Here is a 22,371-nt window from a genome sequence, read left to right on the forward strand (position 1 = left end):
CCCATGCAGGAAGAAATCAAAGCCAGCTTTACCGAAAGCATCCAAACCAAGATTGCCGCCGCCGAGGCCTTGCCCGACACCATATTGGCTGCCGCACAGATGATGGTCATGTGTCTGCTTAACGGCCACAAGATACTGGTATGCGGCAATGGCGGCTCCAATGCGCTGGCACAGCTGTTTGTCAGCGAATTACTCAATCGCTATGAAACCGAGCGCCCCGCCCTGCCGGCGATCTGCCTAACCCTAGATACCAGCAGTATCAGCGCCATCGCCGTGGATCACCACTTTGACGAGGCCTATGCCCGTCAAATCCGGGCACTCGGCCAGGCCGGAGACGTGCTGGTGGTCATCTCGACCAGCGGCCACAGCCGCAATCTGATCAAGGCCGCAGAGGCAGCACTGAGCCGGGATATGACCATTGTAGCCCTGAGCGGCGGCGACGGCGGCGAGTTGGCCGGCCTGCTCGGACCCAATGATGTGGAAATTCGTGTGCCCGCCCTGCGCGCTCCCCGTATTCACGAGGTCAACCTGTTAACTCTGCACTGCCTGTGTGACCTGATCGACCGAACACTGTTCCCAAAACAGGAGGACTGATTGATGAAAAAAAACGTAGCCCTTGCGCTACTCTCCCTGACCCTACTCCAGGGCTGTGCCGGTATGTTCGTTGCGGGCGGGGCCACCGGAGGGGGAATGGCTACGGACAGGCGTACCATAGGTACCCAGCTTGAAGATCAGGCCATAGAAATGAGGGCCCTGCACCGTCTGGGTGAAACCAAACCCCTCTGGGAGCAAAGCAAGATAAGCGTGATCAGTACCAAAGGCAGGGTACTGCTGGTCGGTCAGGCACCCACTGAAGACTATCGCCTGCAGGCGGAACAGATAGTCAAGGGGGTCCCCGGAATTGAGCAGGTCTACAATGAAATCCGTCTGGGCAAGCCAGTTTCCCTGTCGGTAAGCACCCAGGATACCTGGCTGACTTCCAAGGTAAAAAGCAGCCTGATTGCGGAAAAAAATATCGACGGCACCAAGATCAAGGTAGTGACCGAAAATGGGGAAGTGTTTCTGATTGGGCTGGTCACCCAGCGCGAAGCCGATATTTCCGTACACATAGCGCGCAATGTCAGTGGCGTCAAACGGGTGGTTACCATGTTTGAATTTATTCAGGCGGTTAACTGACTGCGGGTTGGCAAGCCGGTGCGGCCCTGACCTTTGCCCCTTGCTTTAACGCACAAATAAAAAAAGGAGGCCGAAGCCTCCTTTTTAACGTTGTGAGAAAATCACTTACTTGATGATTTTAGCAACAACGCCGGCGCCTACAGTACGGCCACCTTCACGGATAGCGAAACGCAGACCGTCTTCCATCGCGATAGGAGCAATCAGGCTAACAACCATTTTGATGTTGTCGCCAGGCATAACCATTTCAACGCCTTCCGGCAGTTCGATGGTACCGGTCACGTCAGTGGTACGGAAGTAGAACTGAGGACGGTAGCCTTTGAAGAACGGAGTATGACGGCCGCCTTCTTCCTTGGACAGTACGTATACTTCGGATTCGAAGTCGGTGTGCGGAGTGATGGAGCCCGGCTTGGCCAGAACCTGACCACGCTCAACGTCTTCACGCTTGGTACCACGCAGCAGAACACCTACGTTCTCACCGGCACGGCCTTCGTCCAGCAGCTTGCGGAACATTTCAACACCGGTACAGGTGGTCTTGGTGGTGTCCTTGATGCCCACGATGGCAACTTCTTCACCTACCTTGATGATACCGCGCTCAACACGACCGGTAACAACGGTACCACGGCCCTGGATGGAGAACACGTCTTCGATCGGCAGCAGGAAGGCACCGTCAACGGCACGCTCAGGCTCAGGGATGTAGGAATCCAGGGCAGCAGCCAGTTCCAGGATCTTCGGCTCCCACTCGGGATCGCCTTCCAGGCCTTTCAGCGCGGAGCCCTGGATAACAGGGATGTCGTCGCCCGGGAAGTCGTACTCGGACAGCAGTTCGCGCACTTCCATCTCAACCAGCTCGAGCAGCTCTTCATCGTCAACCATGTCACACTTGTTCATGAACACAACGATGTAAGGTACGCCTACCTGGCGGGCCAGCAGGATGTGCTCACGAGTTTGCGGCATAGGACCGTCGGTAGCGGCAACAACCAGGATGGCACCATCCATCTGGGCAGCACCGGTTATCATGTTTTTCACATAGTCGGCGTGGCCAGGGCAGTCAACGTGAGCGTAGTGACGGCTTTCGGTGTCGTACTCAACGTGAGAAGCGGCGATGGTGATACCACGGGCCTTTTCTTCAGGGGCGTTGTCGATCTGGTCGAAAGCGCGGGCGGCGCCGCCCCACTGCTTGGCCAGCACGTTGGTGATGGCGGCGGTCAGGGTGGTTTTACCGTGGTCAACGTGGCCGATAGTACCTACGTTTACGTGCGGTTTGTTACGTTCAAATTTTTCTTTAGACACGGACTAGTCCTTCCTAGTTTGAACCCACCCGCCATGCGGGTGGGGAGTTTAAACAAAGATTAGTTAACCTTTACGAGCAGCAATAACCGCTTCGGCCATGTTCGCAGGCACTTCGGCGTACTTGGCAAACTCCATGGAGTAAGAAGCACGACCCTGAGTCTGTGAACGCAGGTCGGTGGCGTAGCCGAACATTTCGGACAGCGGTACCAAGGCATTAACAACCTTGCCGGTAGGACCGTCTTCCATGCCCTCGATGATACCACGGCGACGGTTAACGTCACCGATCACATCACCCATGTACTCTTCCGGCGTTTCTACTTCAACCTTCATCATCGGCTCAAGCAGCACGGGGTTACACTTCATGAAGCCCGCCTTGAACGCCATGGAACCGGCGATTTTAAAGGCCATTTCAGAAGAGTCAACATCGTGGTAAGAACCATCGTACAGGGTAATCTTGATGTCTTCGATCGGATAGCCCGCCAGAACACCTTGTTTCATCTGTTCCTGGATGCCCTTGTCGACGGCAGGGATGTATTCCTTGGGAATAACACCACCAACAACGGCATTTTCGAACGTGTAGCCAGTGCCGGCGGCCTGCGGTTCGATCTTGATCCAGACGTGACCAAACTGACCACGGCCACCGGACTGACGTACGAACTTGCCTTCCTGCTCCACAGAAGCACGAATGCTTTCGCGGTAGGCCACCTGGGGTTTACCCACGTTGGCTTCTACCTTGAACTCGCGCTTCATGCGGTCGACGATGATGTCCAGGTGCAGCTCGCCCATACCGGCGATGATGGTCTGCCCGGATTCCTCGTCGGTCCATACACGGAATGACGGATCTTCCTGCGCCAGACGCCCCAGGGCCAGACCCATTTTTTCCTGGTCAGCCTTGGTCCTCGGCTCAACGGCTACGGAGATGACCGGCTCGGGGAACTCCATACGCTCCAGTATGATAGGCGCGTCCTGGGCACACAGGGTGTCACCGGTGGTCACGTCTTTCAGACCGATAGCGGCAGCGATATCACCGGCACGGACTTCCTTGATTTCTTCACGTTTGTTGGCATGCATCTGTACGATACGGCCAAAGCGCTCGCGCTTGCCTTTGACCGAGTTCAGCACCGTATCACCGGATTGAATCACACCGGAATAGACGCGGAAGAAGGTCAGGTTGCCCACGAAGGGGTCGGTGGCAATCTTGAACGCCAGAGAAGCAAACGGGGCTGCATCATCGGCGGCACGGGTATCGGGCGTTTCGCCGTCTTCTTTTACACCGGCAATGGCAGGAACTTCCACCGGAGACGGCAGATAGTCAACCACCACGTCCAGCATGGCCTGTACACCCTTGTTCTTGAACGCAGAACCACAGGTAACCAGGATCACCTCGTTGTTCAGCACGCGGCTTCGCAAGGCAGCCTTGATTTCTGCCTCGGATAGCTCACCACCTTCCAGATACTTGTCCATCAGCTCTTCATTGGCTTCAGCCGCGGACTCAATCAGGTTCTGGCGCCATTCATCGGCCAGATCCTGCATCTCGGCGGGAATGTCTTCGTAGACAAAGGAGGTACCGTTGTCTTCGTCATTCCAGTTAATGGCCTTCATCTTGATGAGGTCAATAACACCCTTGAAGTGCTCTTCGGCACCGATCGGCAGCTGAACAGGAACGGCCACACCTTTCAGGCGGGACTTAATCTGCTCAACCACACGCAGGAAGTTGGCACCAGTACGGTCCATCTTGTTGACGAAGGCAATACGCGGTACATGGTACTTGTTCGCCTGACGCCATACGGTCTCGGACTGGGGCTGAACGCCACCCACAGCACAGTAAACCATGACAGCACCGTCGAGCACTCGCATGGAACGTTCGACCTCAATGGTGAAGTCAACGTGGCCAGGGGTGTCGATGATGTTGATGCGGTGCTGGGGGTATTGATGAGCCATACCATCCCAAAAACAGGTGGTCGCCGCGGAGGTAATGGTAATACCACGCTCCTGTTCCTGCTCCATCCAGTCCATGGTGGCTGCGCCATCATGCACTTCACCGATCTTATGGCTTACACCGGTGTAAAACAGCACACGCTCGGTAGTGGTAGTTTTACCGGCGTCGATGTGAGCACTGATACCGATATTGCGGTAGCGCTCAATGGGGGTTGTACGAGCCACAATAAAATCCTCTTGCTAAGGTCTAATGTCCTTAGTCAGCAACCAAAGGGGCGCGGCCTGAACCGCGCCCATCCGACTACCAGCGATAGTGTGCGAACGCTTTGTTGGCTTCAGCCATGCGGTGCACGTCTTCACGCTTCTTGACCGCAGAGCCTTTGTTTTCGGCGGCATCCAGCAACTCGCCGGCCAGACGCTGAGCCATAGATTTTTCACCACGCTTACGAGCGGCGTCTACCAACCAGCGCATGGCCAGGGCATTACGACGCACGGGGCGTACTTCAACCGGCACCTGGTAGGTAGAACCACCCACCCGGCGGGATTTAACTTCAACAGTAGGACGAACATTGTCCAGTGCCGCTTCGAACAGGGCAAGATGCTCTTTGCTGGTTTTTTCAGCAACGATATCCAGGGCACCGTATACGATATGTTCAGAAGTAGACTTCTTACCGTCTACCATTACTACGTTTACGAACTTTGCCAGCAGCTCGGATCCGAACTTGGGATCCGGCAGGATTTTACGCTGGCCGATTACGCGACGTCTTGGCATTGCAAACTCTCCGTAACTTCAGGAATAACCCAAAACAAAAGGTTAAAAATTAAATATGTTTGGCCTTACTTAACGGAGAACCATTAAGCCTTGGGCTTCTTGGCGCCGTACTTGGAACGGGCCTGGCGACGGGCGGATACACCAGAGGTGTCCAGCGCGCCACGTACGGTGTGATAACGCACACCGGGCAAATCTTTAACACGACCACCGCGGATCAGCACAACAGAGTGCTCCTGCAGGTTGTGGCCTTCACCACCAATGTAGGAGTTAACCTCGAAACCATTGGTCAGACGAACACGGCACACTTTACGCATAGCAGAGTTCGGCTTCTTGGGGGTGGTGGTGTAAACGCGAGTACATACACCGCGTTTTTGCGGGCAAGCGTCCAGCGCGGGAACATTGCTTTTTGCAACGTTCTTTTCGCGCGGCTTGCGTACCAGCTGGTTAATTGTTGCCATTAACAGCTCCTGAAAAATGTCGTTCTACAGTTGTGAAAAATCTATCCCCAAAACAGGGACGCAAAATTCTATTCCCAGCCCGTTTATGAGTCAAGAATTATACAGTTTCCTGGCCTTATTTTGGCAAAAGGAAGACTACCATGCCTGTGGGCTGCCTTTTTCCACGATCAGGGACACCAGATCCTCCATAGACACGGGGGTTCCTAGTTGCCCCTCCAGGCCTCGCGCCACCAGATCATCGCGCATGACATACAGGTCTCCCCTCTCGGCCAGGGAAGCAAGCTGCTGTTGCCAGTCAGGCAAGGTGACGGCGATCACCGCATCCTGCCATAATAGTAGCTGATCTCCCGCGTCCATATAACGCAGGCATTGCGCCAGATGGAAATGGCTCAGGGGAGAGTGTTTAACGGTGTGCAACATACGGATCTCAAAAGCTCAGTCGTACATTAAAGTCGGCCAGACGGGCCACCAGCTTGTCTCGAGACAGGGCCTGCACGGCAATACTCAGCCGGGTGACGCTCAGCCCTCTCTCGACCAGCGACTCGGCACACACATAGATGGACTCGATATCGTACAGCTCAAACAAACCAAAGGTGGGAGTGTAATTACGTGTCAGCACGGCGCCCGGATCCTGACCTTCGAGTATCTGGTATACCCCATCGCCGATAAAAAATACCGCCAGCTCATCGGTCAGAGCCGAGGCGGCCAGCACCGCATCCAGACCTTCCCGTCCGCTGGCCGTGCCATGAGGAGGGGTGCGGAACACAAAAGCAGGTTTATTCATCAGAACTGTACCACCCGGTCTGCGGTCAGCACCGCCTGAGCCATAGAACCCAGGCCACCGAGCCGGAAAGGCGCCTTGACATTGGCGCCGCTCAGGTTCGCCTGCCGGGCCGACTCCTCATCAACCTGACCCCGCCTGAGCGCCGCAGCGACACACAGCTCCAGGCTGAGTTGCTGCTCATTGGCCAACGCAATCCAGGCCCGATGCAAATCGGTTTCATCGCTGGCGGGAAGAGAGAAACTGTTGCCGTTGTGTACTCCTTCCTGATAGAAGAAGATGCTGATGATGCTATGCCCCTGAGCCAGCAGGGCCCGGGCAAAGCGATAGGCATCCGAGGCCGACTGGGTGCCATAGCAGGGACCGGTGACCAGGAGTGCAAAGTTGAGAGACGGAGAGGTCATGACAGGATCCTGATCAAGCGGGGCGGCCATTGGCCCCCCCGGACAAGGCTTATTCGACGTAGGCGACAGCTTCGACTTCTACCAGCACATCTTTTGGCAGGCGGGCCACTTCCACACAGGAACGCGCCGGGGCACCCTCGGTGAAGTAGCTGGCATAGACATTGTTGAAAGCAACGAAGTTGTTCATGTCAGACAGGAAACAAGTGGTCTTCAACACCTTGCTGGCATCGGCACCGGCTTCGGCCAGTACCGCCATCAGGTTGTCCATTACCTGCCGGGTCTGCTCTTCGATACCACCGGCAACCACTTCCATGGATACCGCATCCAGCGGGATCTGGCCCGAGGTAAAGACCATGTTGCCCTGGCGGGTGGCTTGTACATAAGGGCCGATGGCGGCCGGTGCCTTGTCGGTCGCAATTACAGTTTTAGTCATAGGTACTCCTGGTTAGGCGATGTCATCTTCATCGCGTTTTTTTTGCCGAATATAAAGATAAACGGTGTGTTTGGATATATTAAGCTTGTCCGACACCATGGCGATGGCGTCCTTGATATCGAAGATGCCCTTCTCGAAGAGGCTGATGACAATCTGCTTGTTCTTGGCGTTGTTGGCCACATCCGGATCGGCATTGATCTCGTCGATGGTGCGTTCGACCGTCAAGGTCACCAGCTCTTCGACATTATTGCTGAAGTTGTCCAGCGAATTGTCGGGCGCCTCGACCGGCTTGGGTAAAAAGTCAGCCATAAATTCATGAAAGGGGGCGGCCAGATCCAGGTTGATACACAACAACCCGATAACCTCGCCCTCCAGGTTGCGCACCGCCAGGGTGCTCGACTTCATCGGCCCTCCGAGACGCCCCTGGGTAAAGTAAGCGGGACTATGACTCAGCTGTTGCTGCTCCAGTTGAGGCAAAATAGCTAATACCTGCTCGGTGAGCGGAGCGCCGGAGGTACGACCATTACCAGCGCCATTGGCAACCTTGATCACCGAATCATCCAGATCTTCCAGGGTATGCAGCACTATCTCACAATGCCTGCCAAACATATCGGCCAGGCCATCCACCATATGGGCATAAGCCGCCAACAGCTGACGATCCTGCTGGTTGAATTGCTTCTTGCGTTTGAATTGTTCGGTTAACAAGGCTGCCCCACTCTCATCCGGCATTGCTGGCTCCCTATGCCTGTCTTTCCCCCTGATTTTCAATTGATCATGTCAGATGTCAACTTTTTTTGATGATGGCCGAAGCCCATACAAGCAGGATTGGGTAAAATGACTGACCGGCAATAACATTATCCCCTGGGGCCATTTTCGATACTGACAATGATCCCATTCCTGATGGTGACTATCTGCATAAACCGGTAGCGGCCAAAATGGTAGGTCCAGCGCTCTCCATCCGGCTCCCGGTACCAACGGCCATAATGGTTGCGATAATGGCGCCAAGCCACTTCCCGCACCAGCGGCTCCCCGCAATAGAGGAGCAACAGGGCGATGGGATCGCCATCGGTGATCAGGCGATTATTGCAACGCATGCTGTCGGCCTGGGTCGGAACCAGCCACAGACACAACATCAATCCCAGCCACCAATACCGCATAACCACCTCCCTGACCTAAAGATAGCTTGCCCCCGGGTCGGGTCTGGATCATCGATGCAATAAAAAACCGCCCGCAGGCGGTTTAGGACACCATAGCCATCATCAGGCGCGCAGGGACTTCTCGCCGCGAGATACACCACAAACGCCACTACGGACGACTTCTACCACTTCCGTGGTGTCAGCCATATTACGGATGAAGGCATCCAGCTTTTCGCTGGTACCTACCAGCTGAACCGTATACAACTGGGGGGTCACATCCACGATCTGGCCCCGGAAGATATCGGCGGTGCGCTTGACTTCATCCCGGTTCGCGCCATCGGCGCGCACCTTGACCAGCACGATTTCCCGCTCGATATGCTCACCGTCGGTCAGATCGCTGACCTTGAGCACATCCACCAGCTTGTTTAGCTGCTTGGTGATCTGTTCTATCACCCGATCATTACCCATGGTGACTATGGTCATACGGGACAGGGTCGGATCTTCGGTCGGCGCCACCGTCAGGGTTTCTATGTTATAGGCCCGCTGGGAGAACAACCCGACCACACGGCTCAACGCACCGGACTCGTTTTCCAATAACAGGGATATAATACGCCGCATCAGGTTCTCTCCGTTTTGCTTAACCACATTTCATCCATGGCGCCGGTTTTAATCTGCATGGGATAAACATGCTCTTCCGGATCGATCATGATATCCATAAACACCAGTTTGTCGGTCAGGGAGAAACACTTCTCCAGGGCCGCCTCCAGTTCTGTCGGCTCCGATACCCGGATTCCGACATGGCCATAGGCTTCCGCCAGCTTGACAAAATCAGGCAGCGACTCCATGTAAGAGTGGCTCTGACGCCCTTCATAGAACATCTTCTGCCACTGCTTCACCATGCCCAGGGCATTGTTGTTCAAGGAAATGATCTTCACCGGTATGTTGTATTGCATGCAGGTGGACAGTTCCTGAATGTTCATCTGGATAGAGCCGTCACCGGTTACACAAATGGATACCGCATCCGGACGCGCCAGCTGGGCTCCCATGGCCGCAGGAAGGCCAAAGCCCATAGTGCCGAGGCCGCCGGAGTTGATCCACTGGCGCGGCTTGTCGAAGGGGTAGTAGAGCGCCGCAAACATCTGGTGCTGGCCCACATCGGAGCTGACGATAGCCTCCCCCTTGGTGATCCTGTATATACTTTCGATGACCTGCTGAGGCTTGATGTACTTATCGCTTTTTTCGTAGCGCAAGCACTGACGTGCACGCCATTGTTCTATTTGCGCCCACCAGTCATCCAGGGACTGCACATCGGGCTTGAGTCCCAGCTCGCGAATGGTTTCCAGCATCTGTGCCAGAACCGTATCGGCCGAGCCGACGATCGGAATATGGGCCTTGATGGTCTTGGAAATGGAGGTTGGGTCCACATCCACATGCACTACAGTCGCATGAGGACAGAACTTGGCCACATTGTTGGTCACCCGATCGTCAAAACGGGCACCGACAGCCAGGATCAGGTCGGAGTTGTGCATGGTCTTGTTGGCTTCGTAGGTACCATGCATACCCAGCATACCGATAAACTGCTTGTGGGTGCCGGGCATGGCGCCCAGGCCCATCAAGGTATTGGTTACCGGCAGATTGAAGGCTTCGGCCAATTGCACCACCAGGGCGCTGGCTTCGGCAGTGACCGCACCGCCGCCCACATACATCACCGGACGCTTGGCCTCAGCCAGGGCCTTCATCGCTTTCTTGATCTGTCCCTTGTGGCCCACGCCGGTCGGATTATAGGAGCGCATTTCCACCGAGCTGGGGTAAACATAAGGATGCTTTTCTTTCGGGTTCTGTATGTCTTTGGGCAGATCCACCACCACAGGGCCCGGCCGACCGGTCGCGGCAATGTAGTAGGCTTTTTTTATGGCCAGCGGGATATCCGTGGCTTTTTTGCATAGGAAGCTGTGCTTCACGATAGGCCTGGAGATACCTATCATATCGGTTTCCTGGAAGGCATCATCACCGATGTAGTCGGTCGGCACCTGGCCGGAAAGCACCACCATCGGAATGGAATCCATATAGGCGGTGGCGATTCCCGTAATGCAGTTGGTGGCTCCGGGACCCGAAGTCACCAGCACGGTACCGACCTTGCCGGTAGAACGGGTATAACCATCGGCCATATGTACGGCGGCCTGCTCATGACGCACCAGTACATGTTCAATCTTGCTGTTTTCAAATAAGGCGTCATAGATATCAAGCACTGAGCCACCGGGATAGCCGAAAATATGTTCTATCCCCTGATCTTCCAGCGCGCGTACTACCATTTCTGCGCCCGACAACATCTCCATGATAAGCCCTCCAGGCTCTGTCCACTCATGTTCCGCTACTGTCGGTCTTATTTAAACGGCTTTAACTCAACCAGAGTCAAAACTGTGCAATAACACCAAAATAGCCAATTTTTATCTTTATTAAACAATCACTTCTACTTTCGTAACTAACAAGTAGAAAAAGCATTAAAAAGCACCTTAACCTGCTTTATACCGGTTGTCTACGGCTTTATTTACTGCTAATGACGCCAAAGACAGCTGATTCAACTGTTTCACCCCCGCAGCAACAGGCACAAAGCAGAAACAATCACTATAAAACAGTTTTGGGCTCTTATTTTTATCTAAACTCTGGAGGGTTTATAGCACAGATCCTTGGTAAACCAGCGGGCCAATCGGGCTTATCTCAATAGGCCACCACACTGCATATCATCATCGGCGACCAATTCGTGCAAATGTTCATCCGCCCATTCGGCGAACAAGACCTGCCGCCATAGCTGGCGGGCCAGGGTCGCCAGCGATACCGGCTGCCCGGCGAGCAGCCAGTGCATCAGCGCATTGGCTACCCGGGGATAGTGTACCCGGGGCAGCTGAGCTCCGGGTTTAATCGCCGGGGGGACAAAGGGCTCACTTAAACGTGCCAGCCTACTCGCCAGCTCAAGCTCCACCAGCAACCGGGAATGGCAGGAAACCCGACCTTGCCCCTGGTTTAACAGGGTTAAGCCGATGCCGCAATGAAGCGCCTCGGCCACCACACTCAGCTGGCCCTCGCTGAGTACGGTGCGACTCTGGCGGAGAGCCGCGGGCCAGTGCTGCCAGGGCAGCAGGGTCAAGGCACCGATCCTGTGCATACCGGTTACCTCAGGGTGGCAACAAACCTTGGGAGCGCCGCCAGCCTGGTAACGAATAATCTTTTCCAGAGGCTGGTGGGGTAATGCCAGGCAAACATCATAATCACTCGACCGTGCCTCACTCAGCGTATCCAGCAAGGGTGGCAACACAGAGCGACCAAAATGAAACCAGTCCAGGCCGATAACCTCGATGCCGGCCCGACGAATCAGGCCGCCGGTATGACCCTGGGCAAGCATAAAAACCGGGCTTGAGGCAAACAGTTTTAGCCAGAGAGCCAGACCACTGTTACCTGCGAACACCAGCTGATAATCCTGCTGACGCAGGCGTGCATGCATGGCCTGGGAGGAAAACGTCAGCCCGCCCAACGCTGCCACGCCAGCTCCCGCAGGGCACACCACTTCCAGTTCACCACCCAGTGAATGTAACGCCCCAGCCAGCATCCTTGCATAGTAGTGGGATACATAATCACCATCGGCAATAAAATACAAAATTCTCATGGGTTGCTATCCCTGTCATATCAGACCATTGGATCAGTCTGCACCCGGCCAATGACAAGATGATGAAGCTCGCCAGAATTTAGTCTGATTTAAAAAATAATAAACAACAGAGGAATACCCCAACAAGGAATGACGATACCAAAATAAAACACCAACAAATAACATAAAAACAAATAATAAATTCAACATCAAAGGCCTGATCAGCTACTTTGACAACAAGAATGCCTCTGGCGCCTTATGGCATAAGTTGACACAGGCCCGGTTTCTCGATATTGGTATAGCGTTGTTGACGGATTCTTTTTTCGGTGATGAGTGCTATGCAAAAAACCATTCAGCTACTACTAACTCTTATTGTGCACAGGCGCACGGGTCAAGCGTAGCTGGGATTCATCACCCACATATTCAAGTTAAAACCCGTGCTATCCGCACGGGTTTTTTATATCTGTCGCGGGCGGCATAGATCCAAACAAGGGGAAGCGACATGTCAGATCAAGTCATTATTTTCGATACTACCTTAAGAGACGGTGAACAGGCCCTGTCCGCCAGTTTGACAGTAAAAGAAAAGCTGCAAATCGCCCTGGCACTGGAACGTCTCGGGGTTGATGTGATGGAAGTCGGCTTCCCCATTTCCTCACCCGGGGACTTCGAATCGGTCCAGACCATAGCCCGCCACGTCAAGAACAGCCGGGTCTGCGCCCTGTCCCGCGCGCTCAAGGCCGATATCGATGCCGCCGGCGAAGCGCTCAGGGTCGCGGATCAGTTCCGTATTCATACCTTTATCTCCACTTCCGATATTCATGTGCAAAGCAAGCTGCGCAAGGACTTCGGCTCTGTGCTGGAGATGAGTGTCGATGCGGTCAAACATGCCCGCGGTTACACCGACGATGTGGAGTTTTCCTGTGAAGATGCAGGCCGCACTCCCATCGACAACCTGTGCCGCATGGTAGAAGCGGTGATCAAGGCCGGCGCCACCACAGTCAATATTCCCGATACCGTCGGTTACACTGTCCCCAGTGAGTTCAGCGGCATCATCCAGGCGCTGTTTAATCGAGTGCCCAATATTGATAAAGCCATTATCTCGGTGCATTGCCACGACGATTTGGGTATGTCGGTAGCCAATTCCATCGCGGCCGTGCAACAGGGCGCCCGCCAGATCGAGTGTACCATCAACGGTATCGGCGAGCGGGCCGGCAACTGCTCCCTCGAAGAAGTGGCGATGGTGATGAAGACCCGTGGCGACTTGCTCGGGGTACATACCAATATCAAGCACCAGGAAATCTATCGCACCAGTCAGCTGGTCCGTAATCTGTGCAACATGCCGGTACAACCCAACAAGGCTATCGTCGGCGCCAACGCCTTCGCTCATTCCTCCGGTATTCACCAGGATGGGATGCTGAAGAACAAGAATACCTACGAGATCATCACCCCCGAGAGTATCGGTCTGCCCAAGAACCAGTTGAACCTGACCTCCCGCTCCGGTCGCCATGTGATCAAGCACCGCATGAACGAGATGGGCTACAGCGAGCAGGACTATGATCTCGATACCCTGTATACCAGCTTCCTCGCCCTGGCCGACCGCAAGGGACAAGTGTTCGATTATGATCTCGAAGCCCTGCTGTTCTTCAGCCAGATCCACGAAGAGCCGGAGCAGTTTAAGCTCAAGTACCTCAGTGTACAATCCGGTAGCGATGTGATGTCCACCGCCAGCGTGCGCATGACGGTCGGCGGCGAGACGGTCAACGAGGCCGCCGTGGGTAATGGTCCTGTCGATGCCGTATATCAGTGTATCAACCGGGTTACCGGTTACGATATCCGTATCGATAAATATGAACTCAAGAGCAAGGGCGAAGGTAAGGACGCCCTTGGCCAGGTTGACATCGTCGCCGAATACAAGGAGCGCAAGTTCCACGGCATGGGGCTGGCAACCGATATCGTCGAATCCTCCGCCCAGGCACTGGTGCATGTGATCAACAGCATCTGGCGGGCCGAGCAGGTCGCCGAAAAGAAAGAAGAAATTCAAAAGAAAATTCGTATGGAGACAGTGTGAGTATGACTGCAAGTTATAAGGTGGCAGTGCTGCCCGGAGACGGTATAGGTCCGGAAGTAATGTCGGAAGCCCTGAAAGTGCTGGACAAGGTACAGGCCGAATTTGGTTTCAACCTGGAACTGAGCCACTTTGATGTGGGCGGCATCGCCATCGATAACCACGGCTCGCCGCTGCCGGCGGCAACGCTGGCCGGCTGTGAGGCCGCCGATGCTATCCTGTTCGGTTCAGTGGGTGGCCCCAAGTGGGAAAAGCTGCCGCCCAACGAACAACCGGAGCGCGGCGCCCTGCTGCCCCTGCGCGGTCATTTCAAGCTGTTCTGCAACATGCGCCCAGCCCGTATCTATCAGGGTCTGGAGTCTTTCTCGCCGCTGCGCGCCGATATCAGCGCCCGCGGTTTCGATATCGTGTGCATGCGTGAGCTGACTGGCGGTATCTACTTCGGCCAGCCCAAGGGGCGTGAAGGCGCCGGGCCCGAAGAGAAGGCATTCGATACCGAGGTCTATCACCGCTTCGAGATCGAGCGTATCGCCCGGCTTGCATTCGAAGCCGCCCGCGGTCGTCGCGGCCTCGTTACCTCGGTGGACAAGGCCAACGTACTACAGGCGTCCATCCTGTGGCGTGAGGTGGTTATCGAAGTCGCCAAGGACTACCCGGATGTGACCCTCAATCATATTTATATTGATAACGCCACCATGCAGCTGATCAAGGATCCATCCCAGTTTGACGTGCTGCTGTGCTCCAACCTGTTCGGCGACATTATCTCCGACGAGATGGCCATGATCACCGGCTCCATGGGCCTGCTGCCCTCCGTCAGCCTGAACGAAAAAGGCTTCGGCCTGTACGAACCGGCCGGCGGCACAGCCCCGGATATCGCCGGCAAAGGCATTGCCAACCCCATCGCCCAGATCCTGTCCGCAGCACTCATGCTGCGCTACAGCTTCAAGCAGGAAGACGCTGCCCAAGCCATCGAGCGCGCCGTCAGTGAAACCCTCGCCGCCGGTTACTTTACCGGTGATCTGCACAGCGAAAATGCTGAACATCCGGTGCAATCTACCAGTCAAATGGGTGAGCAGATAGTCACTCGCATCAGGAGGGCAAACTAATGGCCAGCACCTTATATGAGAAAGTCTTCGGGGCGCATCTGGTGCGCGATGTCGCCGGTGAGACACCGCTGATTTATATCGACCGCCACCTGGTGCATGAAGTTACCTCGCCCCAGGCCTTTGACGGCCTGCGGGAAAAAGGCCGCAAGCTGCACCGACCGGATCGGACCTGGGCGACCATGGACCACAACGTGTCTACCCAGACCAACGACATCGCCGCCTCCGGCGAAATGGCCCGCATCCAGATGGAAACCCTGGCCAAAAACTGCGAAGAATTCGGTGTCCCCCTGTACGACCTGCACCACAAGTACCAGGGCATAGTGCATGTAATCGGTCCCGAGCTGGGCCTGACCCTGCCCGGCAGCACCATCGTCTGTGGTGACTCACATACCGCCACCCACGGTGCCTTCGGCGCCCTGGCCTTCGGTATCGGTACCTCAGAGGTGGAACATGTCATGGCCACCCAGACCCTGAAGCAGGGCCGGGCAAAGACCATGAAGATAGAGATCAGCGGCGAACTCAAGCCGGGTATCAGCGCCAAGGATCTGGTACTGGCGATTATCGGCAAGGTCGGTCATGCCGGCGGCACCGGCTATGTGGTCGAATTCTGTGGCAGCGCTATCGAGTCCCTGTCGATGGAAGCCCGTATGACCATCTGCAACATGGCCATCGAGCTGGGTGCCAAGGCGGGTATGATAGCCCCCGACCAGACCACCATCGATTACCTCAAGGACAAGCCCTTCGCCCCCACCGGCAAGGACTGGGATGAAGCGGTCAGCTACTGGCATACCCTCAAGTCCGATGCCGACGCCAAGTTCGACGCCGTGGTGGAATTGAACGGCGCCGAGATAGCGCCGCAGGTAACCTGGGGCACCAACCCGGGCCAGGTGATGGCCATCGACGGCACCATACCGGTGCCGGAAGACTTTACCGATCCGGTCGAGCGCCAGTCCGCCGCCAAGGCACTGCAATATATGGCCTTGGAAGCAGGCAAGAAACTGACCGAAGTGAACATAGACAAGGTCTTTATCGGTTCCTGTACCAACAGCCGGATTGAAGACCTGCGCATCGCCGCCGCCATTGCCAAGGGTCGCAAGGTCGCCGCCGGAGTACAGGCCCTGGTAGTGCCGGGCTCCCAGCAGGTCAAGGCCCAGGCAGAAGCCGAGGGACTTGATAAAATCTTTACCGAAGCCGGCTTCGAATGGCGTCTGCCCGGTTGCTCCATGTGCCTGGCCATGAACAATGATCGGCTGGCGCCGGGTGAGCGCTGCGCCGCCACCAGCAACCGCAACTTTGAAGGCCGTCAGGGCCGGGGTGGCCGCACCCACCTGGTAAGCCCGGCGATGGCTGCCGCCGCCGCCGTGTTTGGTCACTTTGTCGATATTCGGGATTTATAAGGGGTTTTAAATGAGCGGATTCAAGCAATTAACAGGTATCGCCGCCCCCCTGGATGCGGCCAACGTAGATACGGATCAAATCATTCCCAAGCAGTTTCTGCAGAAGGTGACCCGTTCCGGCTTTGGCAAACACCTGTTCCATGACTCGCGCTTCCTGGACGATGCCGGCCTGCAACCCAATCCGGACTTTGTGCTGAACCAGGCGCCTTATGATCAGGCCAGCATACTGCTGACCAGGGAAAACTTCGGCTGTGGCTCCAGCCGTGAACATGCGCCCTGGGCACTGGCCGATTTCGGTCTCAAGGCCATTATCGCACCCAGTTTTGCCGATATATTCTACGGCAATGCCATCAATAACGGCATGGTACCGGTTCGGCTCACCGACGCCGAGGTAGACACCCTGTTTGCCTATGTGACGGCCAACAGGGGCGCCGAGGTAACAGTGGATCTGGAAGCCCAGCAGGTGCGCGCCGGCGAGCATACCTTCTCTTTCGAGATTGACGAGTTCCGTCGTTACTGTCTGCTCAATGGCCTGGACAACATCGGCCTGACCCTGCAGCACAAGGATCAAATCGACGCCTATGAGGCCAGGCAGCCCGGCTGGCTGTAAACCAGACTGAATCGAAAACGCCGGCATGATGCCGGCGTTTTATTATCTGGCTCGTCGTTGACACACATATCTTGTTGAAAAGGCACTGGTCTGTGTTGGCAAAGCTCTCTACAATAACACCTATTCTCAAAAGGGGGCTGCGGTCAACCGCTGAGCGCATACTCATGTACTGCCCGGTTTATGCCGGCACAGGCATTTGAGCAGATGGCCACCCCGGTCAACCAGGAGTGACCAAATGAAAAAGAAGCTACTCGCCCTTTCCTTGCCATTATTATTCTCCGGCCAGACCCTGGCCGCGGAGCCGACCCTGACCGTCTATACCTACGGCTCATTCGCATCCGATTGGGGCCCCGGTCCGGCCATCAAGGAAAGCTTCGAAGCCGAATGTGATTGTCAGCTGAAATTCGTCGCCCTCGATGATGGCGTCTCCATCCTCAACCGCTTGCGTCTCGAAGGTGACAGTACCCAGGCCGACCTGGTGCTGGGACTCGACAACAACCTGCTGCAGGCCGCCAAGGAAACCGGGCTGCTCGCCGAGCACAAGGTTGAATTCGACGGCATTCAGCTGCCCGGCGGATGGAATGACCGCCTGTTTGTACCCTTCGACTACGGTTATTTCGCCTTTGTCTATGATGCCGACCGGCTGGACACCCCACCGGCCAGCTTTGCCGAACTGCTGGAACGGGACGATCTTAGCCTGCTCTATCAGGATCCCCGTACCAGCACCCCGGGCCTTGGGTTGCTACTGTGGGTACAACAGCTGTATGGTGAGCAGGCGCCCGACGTCTGGCAGAACCTGGCCAAGCGCACCGTGTCGGTGACCAAGGGCTGGAGCGAAGCCTATGGCATGTTCCTGAAAGGCGAGGCGGACATGGTGCTGTCCTACACCACCTCACCCGCCTATCACATCGAAGCCGAGCAGAAGACTCAATACCGGGCCGCCGGCTTCAGCGAAGGCCACTACCTGCAGGTGGAGGTGGCCGCCAAGGTAAAAACCAGCCGGCAGCCGGAACTGGCCGATCACTTCCTGCAGTTTATGGTCGGCCCCGGCTTCCAGCAGCACATTGCCACCGGTAACTGGATGTATCCGGTGATCGACACCCCCTTGCCTGCCGGCTTCGATGAGCTGGTACAGCCCGCCAGCAGCCTGAGTTTCAGCGCGGAAGAAGTGGCCGAGCATCGCCAGCGCTGGGTGCGCCAATGGCTTAACAGCGTCGCCCACTGATGCCCGTCCGCTGGTGGTGGCTGCCGGGTGCGGTCAGCCTGAGCCTGATCCTGCTATTGATAACAGGGCCCATAGGGGCCCTTTTGGTTCAGGTGCCCAAGTTTACCTTTACCGATTTACTGGCCGACAGCTATCTGCGCCATGTGCTCTGGTTCAGCTTCTACCAGGCTGGGCTTTCGACCCTGCTGAGCCTGGCATTGGCCATTCCCCTGGCTCGCGCCCTGTCCCGGCGGCGCTTTCTCGGGCGGAGCCTGCTGATCAAGCTGTTCGGATTATCCCTGGTGCTGCCGGTAATCCTGGCGGTATTTGGCATAGTGGCCGTCCATGGCCGCCAGGGCTGGGTCAGCCAGCTGTTGATGGCGCTGGGGGTTGAACCCGTCGGCTACCTCTATGGTTTGAACGGCATACTGCTGGCCCATGTCTTTTTTAATATGCCGCTGGCGGCCCGCATCCTGTTGCAGACGCTGGAAGCAATTCCCGAGGCCAGCTGGCGCCTGGCCGGCCAGCTCGGTTTTCGCTCCCACCACCTGTTCCGTTGGCTGGAGTGGCCGGCGATACGTGCAGCCCTGCCCGCACTTGCCAGTCTGATCTTCATGCTCTGCTTTACCAGTTTCGCCACCGTGATGGCCCTGGGGGGCGGCCCCAAATCCACCACCCTGGAAGTGGCCATCTATCAGGCACTACGCTTTGATTTCGATCTGCCGCTGGCGGGGACATTGGCCTTGCTACAGCTGATATTGTGCGGCGGTTTCCTGCTGCTGCAGCATTGGCTGACCAGGCCCATTCAGCCCGCCGGCCCCGGGCACCGTCAGCCAGATCGGCCGGACAAACATCACCTGGGCGCCCGCTTGACGGATACATTGGTCATGCTGCTCAGCCTGAGCCTGTTTCTGCCGCCCCTGCTGGCGATTGTCGCGGCCGGCATCAATCCCAAGCTATGGCCCGCACTCCTCTCCAGCGAACTATGGCAGGCGACCCTCAGTTCACTGAAAATCGCGTTGGGGGCGGGTCTGCTTTCCGTACTCTTAACCCTTGGCCTGCTGACCAGCAGCCGTTACCTGCGGCTGCACCTCCAGAAAACAGGCTCCGCCGCCCTGATGGAAGCCCTGGGCTCCGTCATCCTGGTTTTACCCGCCGTGGTGCTGTCGACCGGGCTCTTTATCCTGCTGCGAGGAGTAACAGATGTATTCAGCCTGGGGACAATACTGGTATTGTTGGTCAATGGGCTGATGGCCCTGCCTTACGCACTGCGGGCCCTGCAATTACCGATGGAGCGCGTGGCCCGGCAGCATGACCGGCTCTGTGCCAGCCTGGGCATCAGCGGTCTGGCCCGTATTCACCAGGTAGAATGGCCCTTGCTGCGCAAGCCGATTGCCCTCGCCCTGGCCCTGTCGATGATGTTGTCGGTCGGTGATCTAAGCGCAATAGCCCTGTTCGGCAGCCAGCACCTGCAGACCCTGCCCTGGCTGCTGTATCAGCAACTCGGCAGCTACCGAATGGAGCAGGCCGCCGCTACAGCCCTGGTACTGCTGGTGTTGAGCATGGGGCTGTTTATCCTGACTGAACGGGTACTGGGAGGAAAAGATGCTCGAACTTGACCGGCTCACCAGCCGCTACCCGGAGCAAAGTCTGTGCTTCACCCTGCAGGTGAAACCAGGGAAAATCACGGCTCTGATCGGCCCAAGTGGTGCCGGCAAATCCACGCTGTTGTCCATGGTGGCCGGCTTCGCCAGGGTCGACTCTGGCACCCTGTCCTTCAATGGCCACAGCCTGCTGGGAATGTCACCTGCCGAGCGCCCCATTACCACCCTGTTCCAGGACCATAATCTATTCTGGCATATGAGCGTATATCAGAATATCGCCATTGGCCTGTCACCATCACTCAGGCTGACCACGGAACAAGAAAGCCAGGTACAGCAGGCGGCCGAACAGCTGGGCCTGGCGGCCTTATTGGCACGTAAACCGGGGACCCTGTCCGGAGGGCAGCAGCAAAGGGTAGGCCTGGCGCGCAGCCTGGTACGGCGCAAGCCGCTATTGTTACTCGATGAACCTTTCTCCGCCCTGGATCCCGCCTTGCGCTTCGAATTGCTGAGCCTGCTGCGGCAGCAAACAGACGCACAGGAGCTGGCCGTCTTGCTGGTCACCCACCACCCGGAGGAAGCCGTCAGGGTAGCCGACAACATCGCTTTCGTGCACAGTGGCAGCATTGTGGAAAACGGTGGCAGGGAGCTGTTGTCAGCCCCCCGCACTGAAGAATTGAAGGCCTATCTGGGCAGTTAGAGATTTTCCTCGGCAAAAGAGGCCAGACGGCTACGCACCACGCCATTCAGATAGATATTGGCACTTCCCTCGAAGTCTTTAAAACGCTCCACTATATAGGTCAGCCCTGAGGTCACCGGGGTCAGGTAGCTGGAGTCAATCTGAGCCAGGTTCCCGGAACACACCAGCTTGGTGCCCTCGCCGCAGCGGGTAATGATGGTCTTCAGCTGGGACGCCGTCAGGTTCTGGCATTCATCCAACAGCACAAAGGTATTCTGGATGCTGCGTCCGCGCATAAAGTTGACGGATTTAAACTGGATATTGGCCTTGCCCATAATATAGCTGAGCGAGCCATCCATACATTCATCCTGCTTGTGCAACACCTCCAGAGTATCGGTAATGGCCGCCAGCCAGGGTGCCATCTTTTCTTCTTCGGTACCGGGCAGGAAGCCGATACTTTCGGCAATTTCCGGAGTGTTGCGGGTAACGATAACCCGATCGTATACCCCCTTTTCAATGGTCATTTCCAGCGCCGAGGCCATTGCCAGCAGGGTCTTGCCGCAGCCTGCCGGACCGGTCAGTATCACCAGTTCAATATGGGGATCCATCAGGGCATCCAGCGCCATTGCCTGATAGATATTCTTGGGCTGTATGCCCCAGGCCTTGCGACCCATCATTCGTTCCCGCCCCAGATCGATGAAGCGCACCTTGTCATTTTCCCGGCTCAGTACCCGACCAGCAAAATCGTCACCATCATCGATCAGATACTGGTTGGTATGGGCTCCCGGCAGCAACTCGTCGGCCACCATGTGAATCACCTCGCGGCCGTGGGCTTCGCTCTCGCATTCACCTACCTTGTCCCAAAAGCTGTCACTGATATGATTGAAGCCCTTTGAAAGCAGACGAATATCGTCGATCAGCTGGTCGGAGCGATAGTCTTCCACATGCTCCAGTCCGGCGCCCTTGGCCTTGAGTCGCATATTGATGTCTTTGGTTACCAGTACCGCCATGCCATCGGCATTATGTTTTTGCAGGTAGAGGGCGGTATTGATGATGCGGTTATCCGCTTCATCATCGGTAAACATCGAATAGCCTTCCGGCAGGTGTCGATCGGAAATAATGGCGATGGAGCCGGACGCCTCATCGTCCTTCAGTCCCAGTGGAACCCCGGCGATAATCTGCTCCGGGGTGGCATCGTGAAAAATATCTTCCAGGGTACGGATGGCGACACGAGCGTCGCGGCTGACATCTTTCTGCCTGTCCTTGATGCGGTCAAGCTCCTCCAGGACCGTCATGGGAATAACGACATTGTGTTCCTTGAAGGAGTAGATGGAGAGGGGTTCGTGCAGGAGTACATTGGTATCCAGAATAAAGCGCTTACGGTCATTGCCGTCCATAGGCATTCTCCCCGGGCTAAGCCCCTGTAATGTTCATCGGCTTTATCAGTTACACCATGTAAAGGTGATAGCAAGATGACAGCTTTATTACGTTTAACCTAAAACGCTTTTACTGAATCGGCAAGGGTTCTTTTCTCGGTATGGCTGAAAACTTACAAAAGCAAGATGACCACGAGGCAAGACGGAGAGGGTGCTCAACGCAATAGAATGCAGAACGACAAAGCCCTTCACATCGGTGAAGGGCTGTTCAATGGACTGCCCGGCATGACTCGGGAACGGCTCGC

The 22,371-nt window shown here is 56.1% G+C and carries 23 protein-coding genes; 9 read left to right on the forward strand and 14 right to left on the reverse strand.

Annotation, left to right across the window (positions count from 1 at the left end; all coding sequences use genetic code 11):
• Positions 1-3 precede the first annotated feature (3 nt).
• Complete coding sequence (locus tag DCS96_RS15095; RefSeq protein WP_116475227.1) at positions 4-594, forward strand: D-sedoheptulose-7-phosphate isomerase; 591 nt, start codon at positions 4-6, stop codon at positions 592-594.
• Positions 595-1,176, forward strand: coding sequence for a division/outer membrane stress-associated lipid-binding lipoprotein (gene dolP, locus DCS96_RS15100; RefSeq protein WP_116475228.1), 582 nt, complete (start codon positions 595-597; stop codon positions 1,174-1,176).
• Between the two features lie 105 nt (positions 1,177-1,281).
• Here the strand turns inward: dolP and tuf are convergent, their stop codons facing one another.
• The 13 genes from tuf to DCS96_RS15165 form a co-directional block, all read right to left on the reverse strand.
• The gene (gene tuf, locus DCS96_RS15105; RefSeq protein WP_116475229.1) at positions 1,282-2,466 is read right to left on the reverse strand and encodes an elongation factor Tu; all 1,185 of its coding nucleotides are present in this window, start codon (positions 2,464-2,466) and stop codon (positions 1,282-1,284) included.
• 63 nt (positions 2,467-2,529) lie between these two features.
• Positions 2,530-4,629 (reverse strand): elongation factor G, encoded by a 2,100-nt coding sequence (fusA, locus tag DCS96_RS15110; protein ID WP_116475230.1) that lies wholly within the window; start codon positions 4,627-4,629, stop codon positions 2,530-2,532.
• Between the two features lie 76 nt (positions 4,630-4,705).
• Positions 4,706-5,176 (reverse strand): 30S ribosomal protein S7, encoded by a 471-nt coding sequence (gene rpsG, locus DCS96_RS15115; RefSeq protein ID WP_116475231.1) that lies wholly within the window; start codon positions 5,174-5,176, stop codon positions 4,706-4,708.
• Positions 5,177-5,259: 83 nt separating this feature from the next.
• Positions 5,260-5,634 (reverse strand): 30S ribosomal protein S12, encoded by a 375-nt coding sequence (gene rpsL / locus DCS96_RS15120; RefSeq protein WP_116475232.1) that lies wholly within the window; start codon positions 5,632-5,634, stop codon positions 5,260-5,262.
• Positions 5,635-5,769: 135 nt separating this feature from the next.
• A complete protein-coding gene (gene tusB, locus DCS96_RS15125; protein WP_116475233.1) occupies positions 5,770-6,054 on the reverse strand; it encodes a sulfurtransferase complex subunit TusB in 285 nt (94 codons plus the stop codon).
• 7 nt (positions 6,055-6,061) lie between these two features.
• A complete protein-coding gene (gene tusC, locus DCS96_RS15130; protein WP_116475234.1) occupies positions 6,062-6,418 on the reverse strand; it encodes a sulfurtransferase complex subunit TusC in 357 nt (118 codons plus the stop codon).
• Complete coding sequence (tusD, locus tag DCS96_RS15135) at positions 6,418-6,819, reverse strand: sulfurtransferase complex subunit TusD (protein ID WP_116475235.1); 402 nt, start codon at positions 6,817-6,819, stop codon at positions 6,418-6,420. The genes tusC and tusD overlap by 1 nt, the downstream gene beginning before the upstream one ends.
• A gap of 49 nt (positions 6,820-6,868) precedes the next feature.
• A complete protein-coding gene (locus tag DCS96_RS15140; RefSeq protein ID WP_116475236.1) occupies positions 6,869-7,252 on the reverse strand; it encodes a RidA family protein in 384 nt (127 codons plus the stop codon).
• Between the two features lie 12 nt (positions 7,253-7,264).
• The gene (locus DCS96_RS15145) at positions 7,265-7,981 is read right to left on the reverse strand and encodes a helix-turn-helix transcriptional regulator (protein WP_116475237.1); all 717 of its coding nucleotides are present in this window, start codon (positions 7,979-7,981) and stop codon (positions 7,265-7,267) included.
• A 125-nt stretch (positions 7,982-8,106) separates the two neighbouring features.
• Complete coding sequence (locus DCS96_RS15150; protein WP_116475238.1) at positions 8,107-8,409, reverse strand: DUF2845 domain-containing protein; 303 nt, start codon at positions 8,407-8,409, stop codon at positions 8,107-8,109.
• A 102-nt stretch (positions 8,410-8,511) separates the two neighbouring features.
• Complete coding sequence (gene ilvN / locus DCS96_RS15155; RefSeq protein ID WP_116475239.1) at positions 8,512-9,006, reverse strand: acetolactate synthase small subunit; 495 nt, start codon at positions 9,004-9,006, stop codon at positions 8,512-8,514.
• Positions 9,006-10,724 carry an acetolactate synthase 3 large subunit gene (locus DCS96_RS15160; protein WP_116475240.1) on the reverse strand — a complete coding sequence of 573 codons (1,719 nt, stop codon included), beginning with the start codon at positions 10,722-10,724 and terminating at the stop codon, positions 9,006-9,008. The genes ilvN and DCS96_RS15160 overlap by 1 nt, the downstream gene beginning before the upstream one ends.
• Positions 10,725-11,101: 377 nt before the next feature.
• Entirely contained in the window at positions 11,102-12,049 is a 948-nt protein-coding gene (locus tag DCS96_RS15165) for a hypothetical protein (protein WP_116475241.1), read from the reverse strand.
• Positions 12,050-12,530: 481 nt separating this feature from the next.
• Between DCS96_RS15165 and leuA the strand changes: the two genes are divergently transcribed.
• The 7 genes from leuA to thiQ all read left to right on the forward strand — a co-directional run bounded on the left by leuA (position 12,531) and on the right by thiQ (position 20,711).
• Positions 12,531-14,096, forward strand: a complete 1,566-nt coding sequence (gene leuA / locus DCS96_RS15170; protein WP_116475242.1) for a 2-isopropylmalate synthase — start codon at positions 12,531-12,533, stop codon at positions 14,094-14,096.
• A gap of 2 nt (positions 14,097-14,098) precedes the next feature.
• Positions 14,099-15,199 carry a 3-isopropylmalate dehydrogenase gene (gene leuB, locus DCS96_RS15175; protein WP_116475243.1) on the forward strand — a complete coding sequence of 367 codons (1,101 nt, stop codon included), beginning with the start codon at positions 14,099-14,101 and terminating at the stop codon, positions 15,197-15,199.
• On the forward strand, positions 15,199-16,596 hold the full coding sequence (gene leuC, locus DCS96_RS15180; protein ID WP_116475244.1) for a 3-isopropylmalate dehydratase large subunit: 1,398 nt from the start codon (positions 15,199-15,201) through the stop codon (positions 16,594-16,596). The genes leuB and leuC overlap by 1 nt, the downstream gene beginning before the upstream one ends.
• Before the next feature lie 10 nt (positions 16,597-16,606).
• The gene (leuD, locus tag DCS96_RS15185) at positions 16,607-17,206 is read left to right on the forward strand and encodes a 3-isopropylmalate dehydratase small subunit (protein ID WP_116475245.1); all 600 of its coding nucleotides are present in this window, start codon (positions 16,607-16,609) and stop codon (positions 17,204-17,206) included.
• Positions 17,207-17,441: 235 nt separating this feature from the next.
• Positions 17,442-18,431 (forward strand): thiamine ABC transporter substrate binding subunit, encoded by a 990-nt coding sequence (gene thiB, locus DCS96_RS15190; protein ID WP_116475246.1) that lies wholly within the window; start codon positions 17,442-17,444, stop codon positions 18,429-18,431.
• The gene (gene thiP / locus DCS96_RS15195) at positions 18,431-20,029 is read left to right on the forward strand and encodes a thiamine/thiamine pyrophosphate ABC transporter permease (protein ID WP_116475247.1); all 1,599 of its coding nucleotides are present in this window, start codon (positions 18,431-18,433) and stop codon (positions 20,027-20,029) included. Before thiB ends, thiP begins: the two co-directional genes overlap by 1 nt.
• Positions 20,016-20,711, forward strand: coding sequence for a thiamine ABC transporter ATP-binding protein (gene thiQ, locus DCS96_RS15200; RefSeq protein WP_116475248.1), 696 nt, complete (start codon positions 20,016-20,018; stop codon positions 20,709-20,711). Before thiP ends, thiQ begins: the two co-directional genes overlap by 14 nt.
• Here the strand turns inward: thiQ and DCS96_RS15205 are convergent.
• The gene (locus DCS96_RS15205; RefSeq protein WP_116475249.1) at positions 20,708-22,087 is read right to left on the reverse strand and encodes a PhoH family protein; all 1,380 of its coding nucleotides are present in this window, start codon (positions 22,085-22,087) and stop codon (positions 20,708-20,710) included. The two genes, thiQ and DCS96_RS15205, sit on opposite strands and share 4 nt — an antisense overlap.
• Positions 22,088-22,371: the final 284 nt, after the last annotated feature.

This window comes from Zobellella maritima, assembly GCF_003075035.1.
Lineage (GTDB): Bacteria > Pseudomonadota > Gammaproteobacteria > Enterobacterales > Aeromonadaceae > Oceanimonas > Oceanimonas maritima.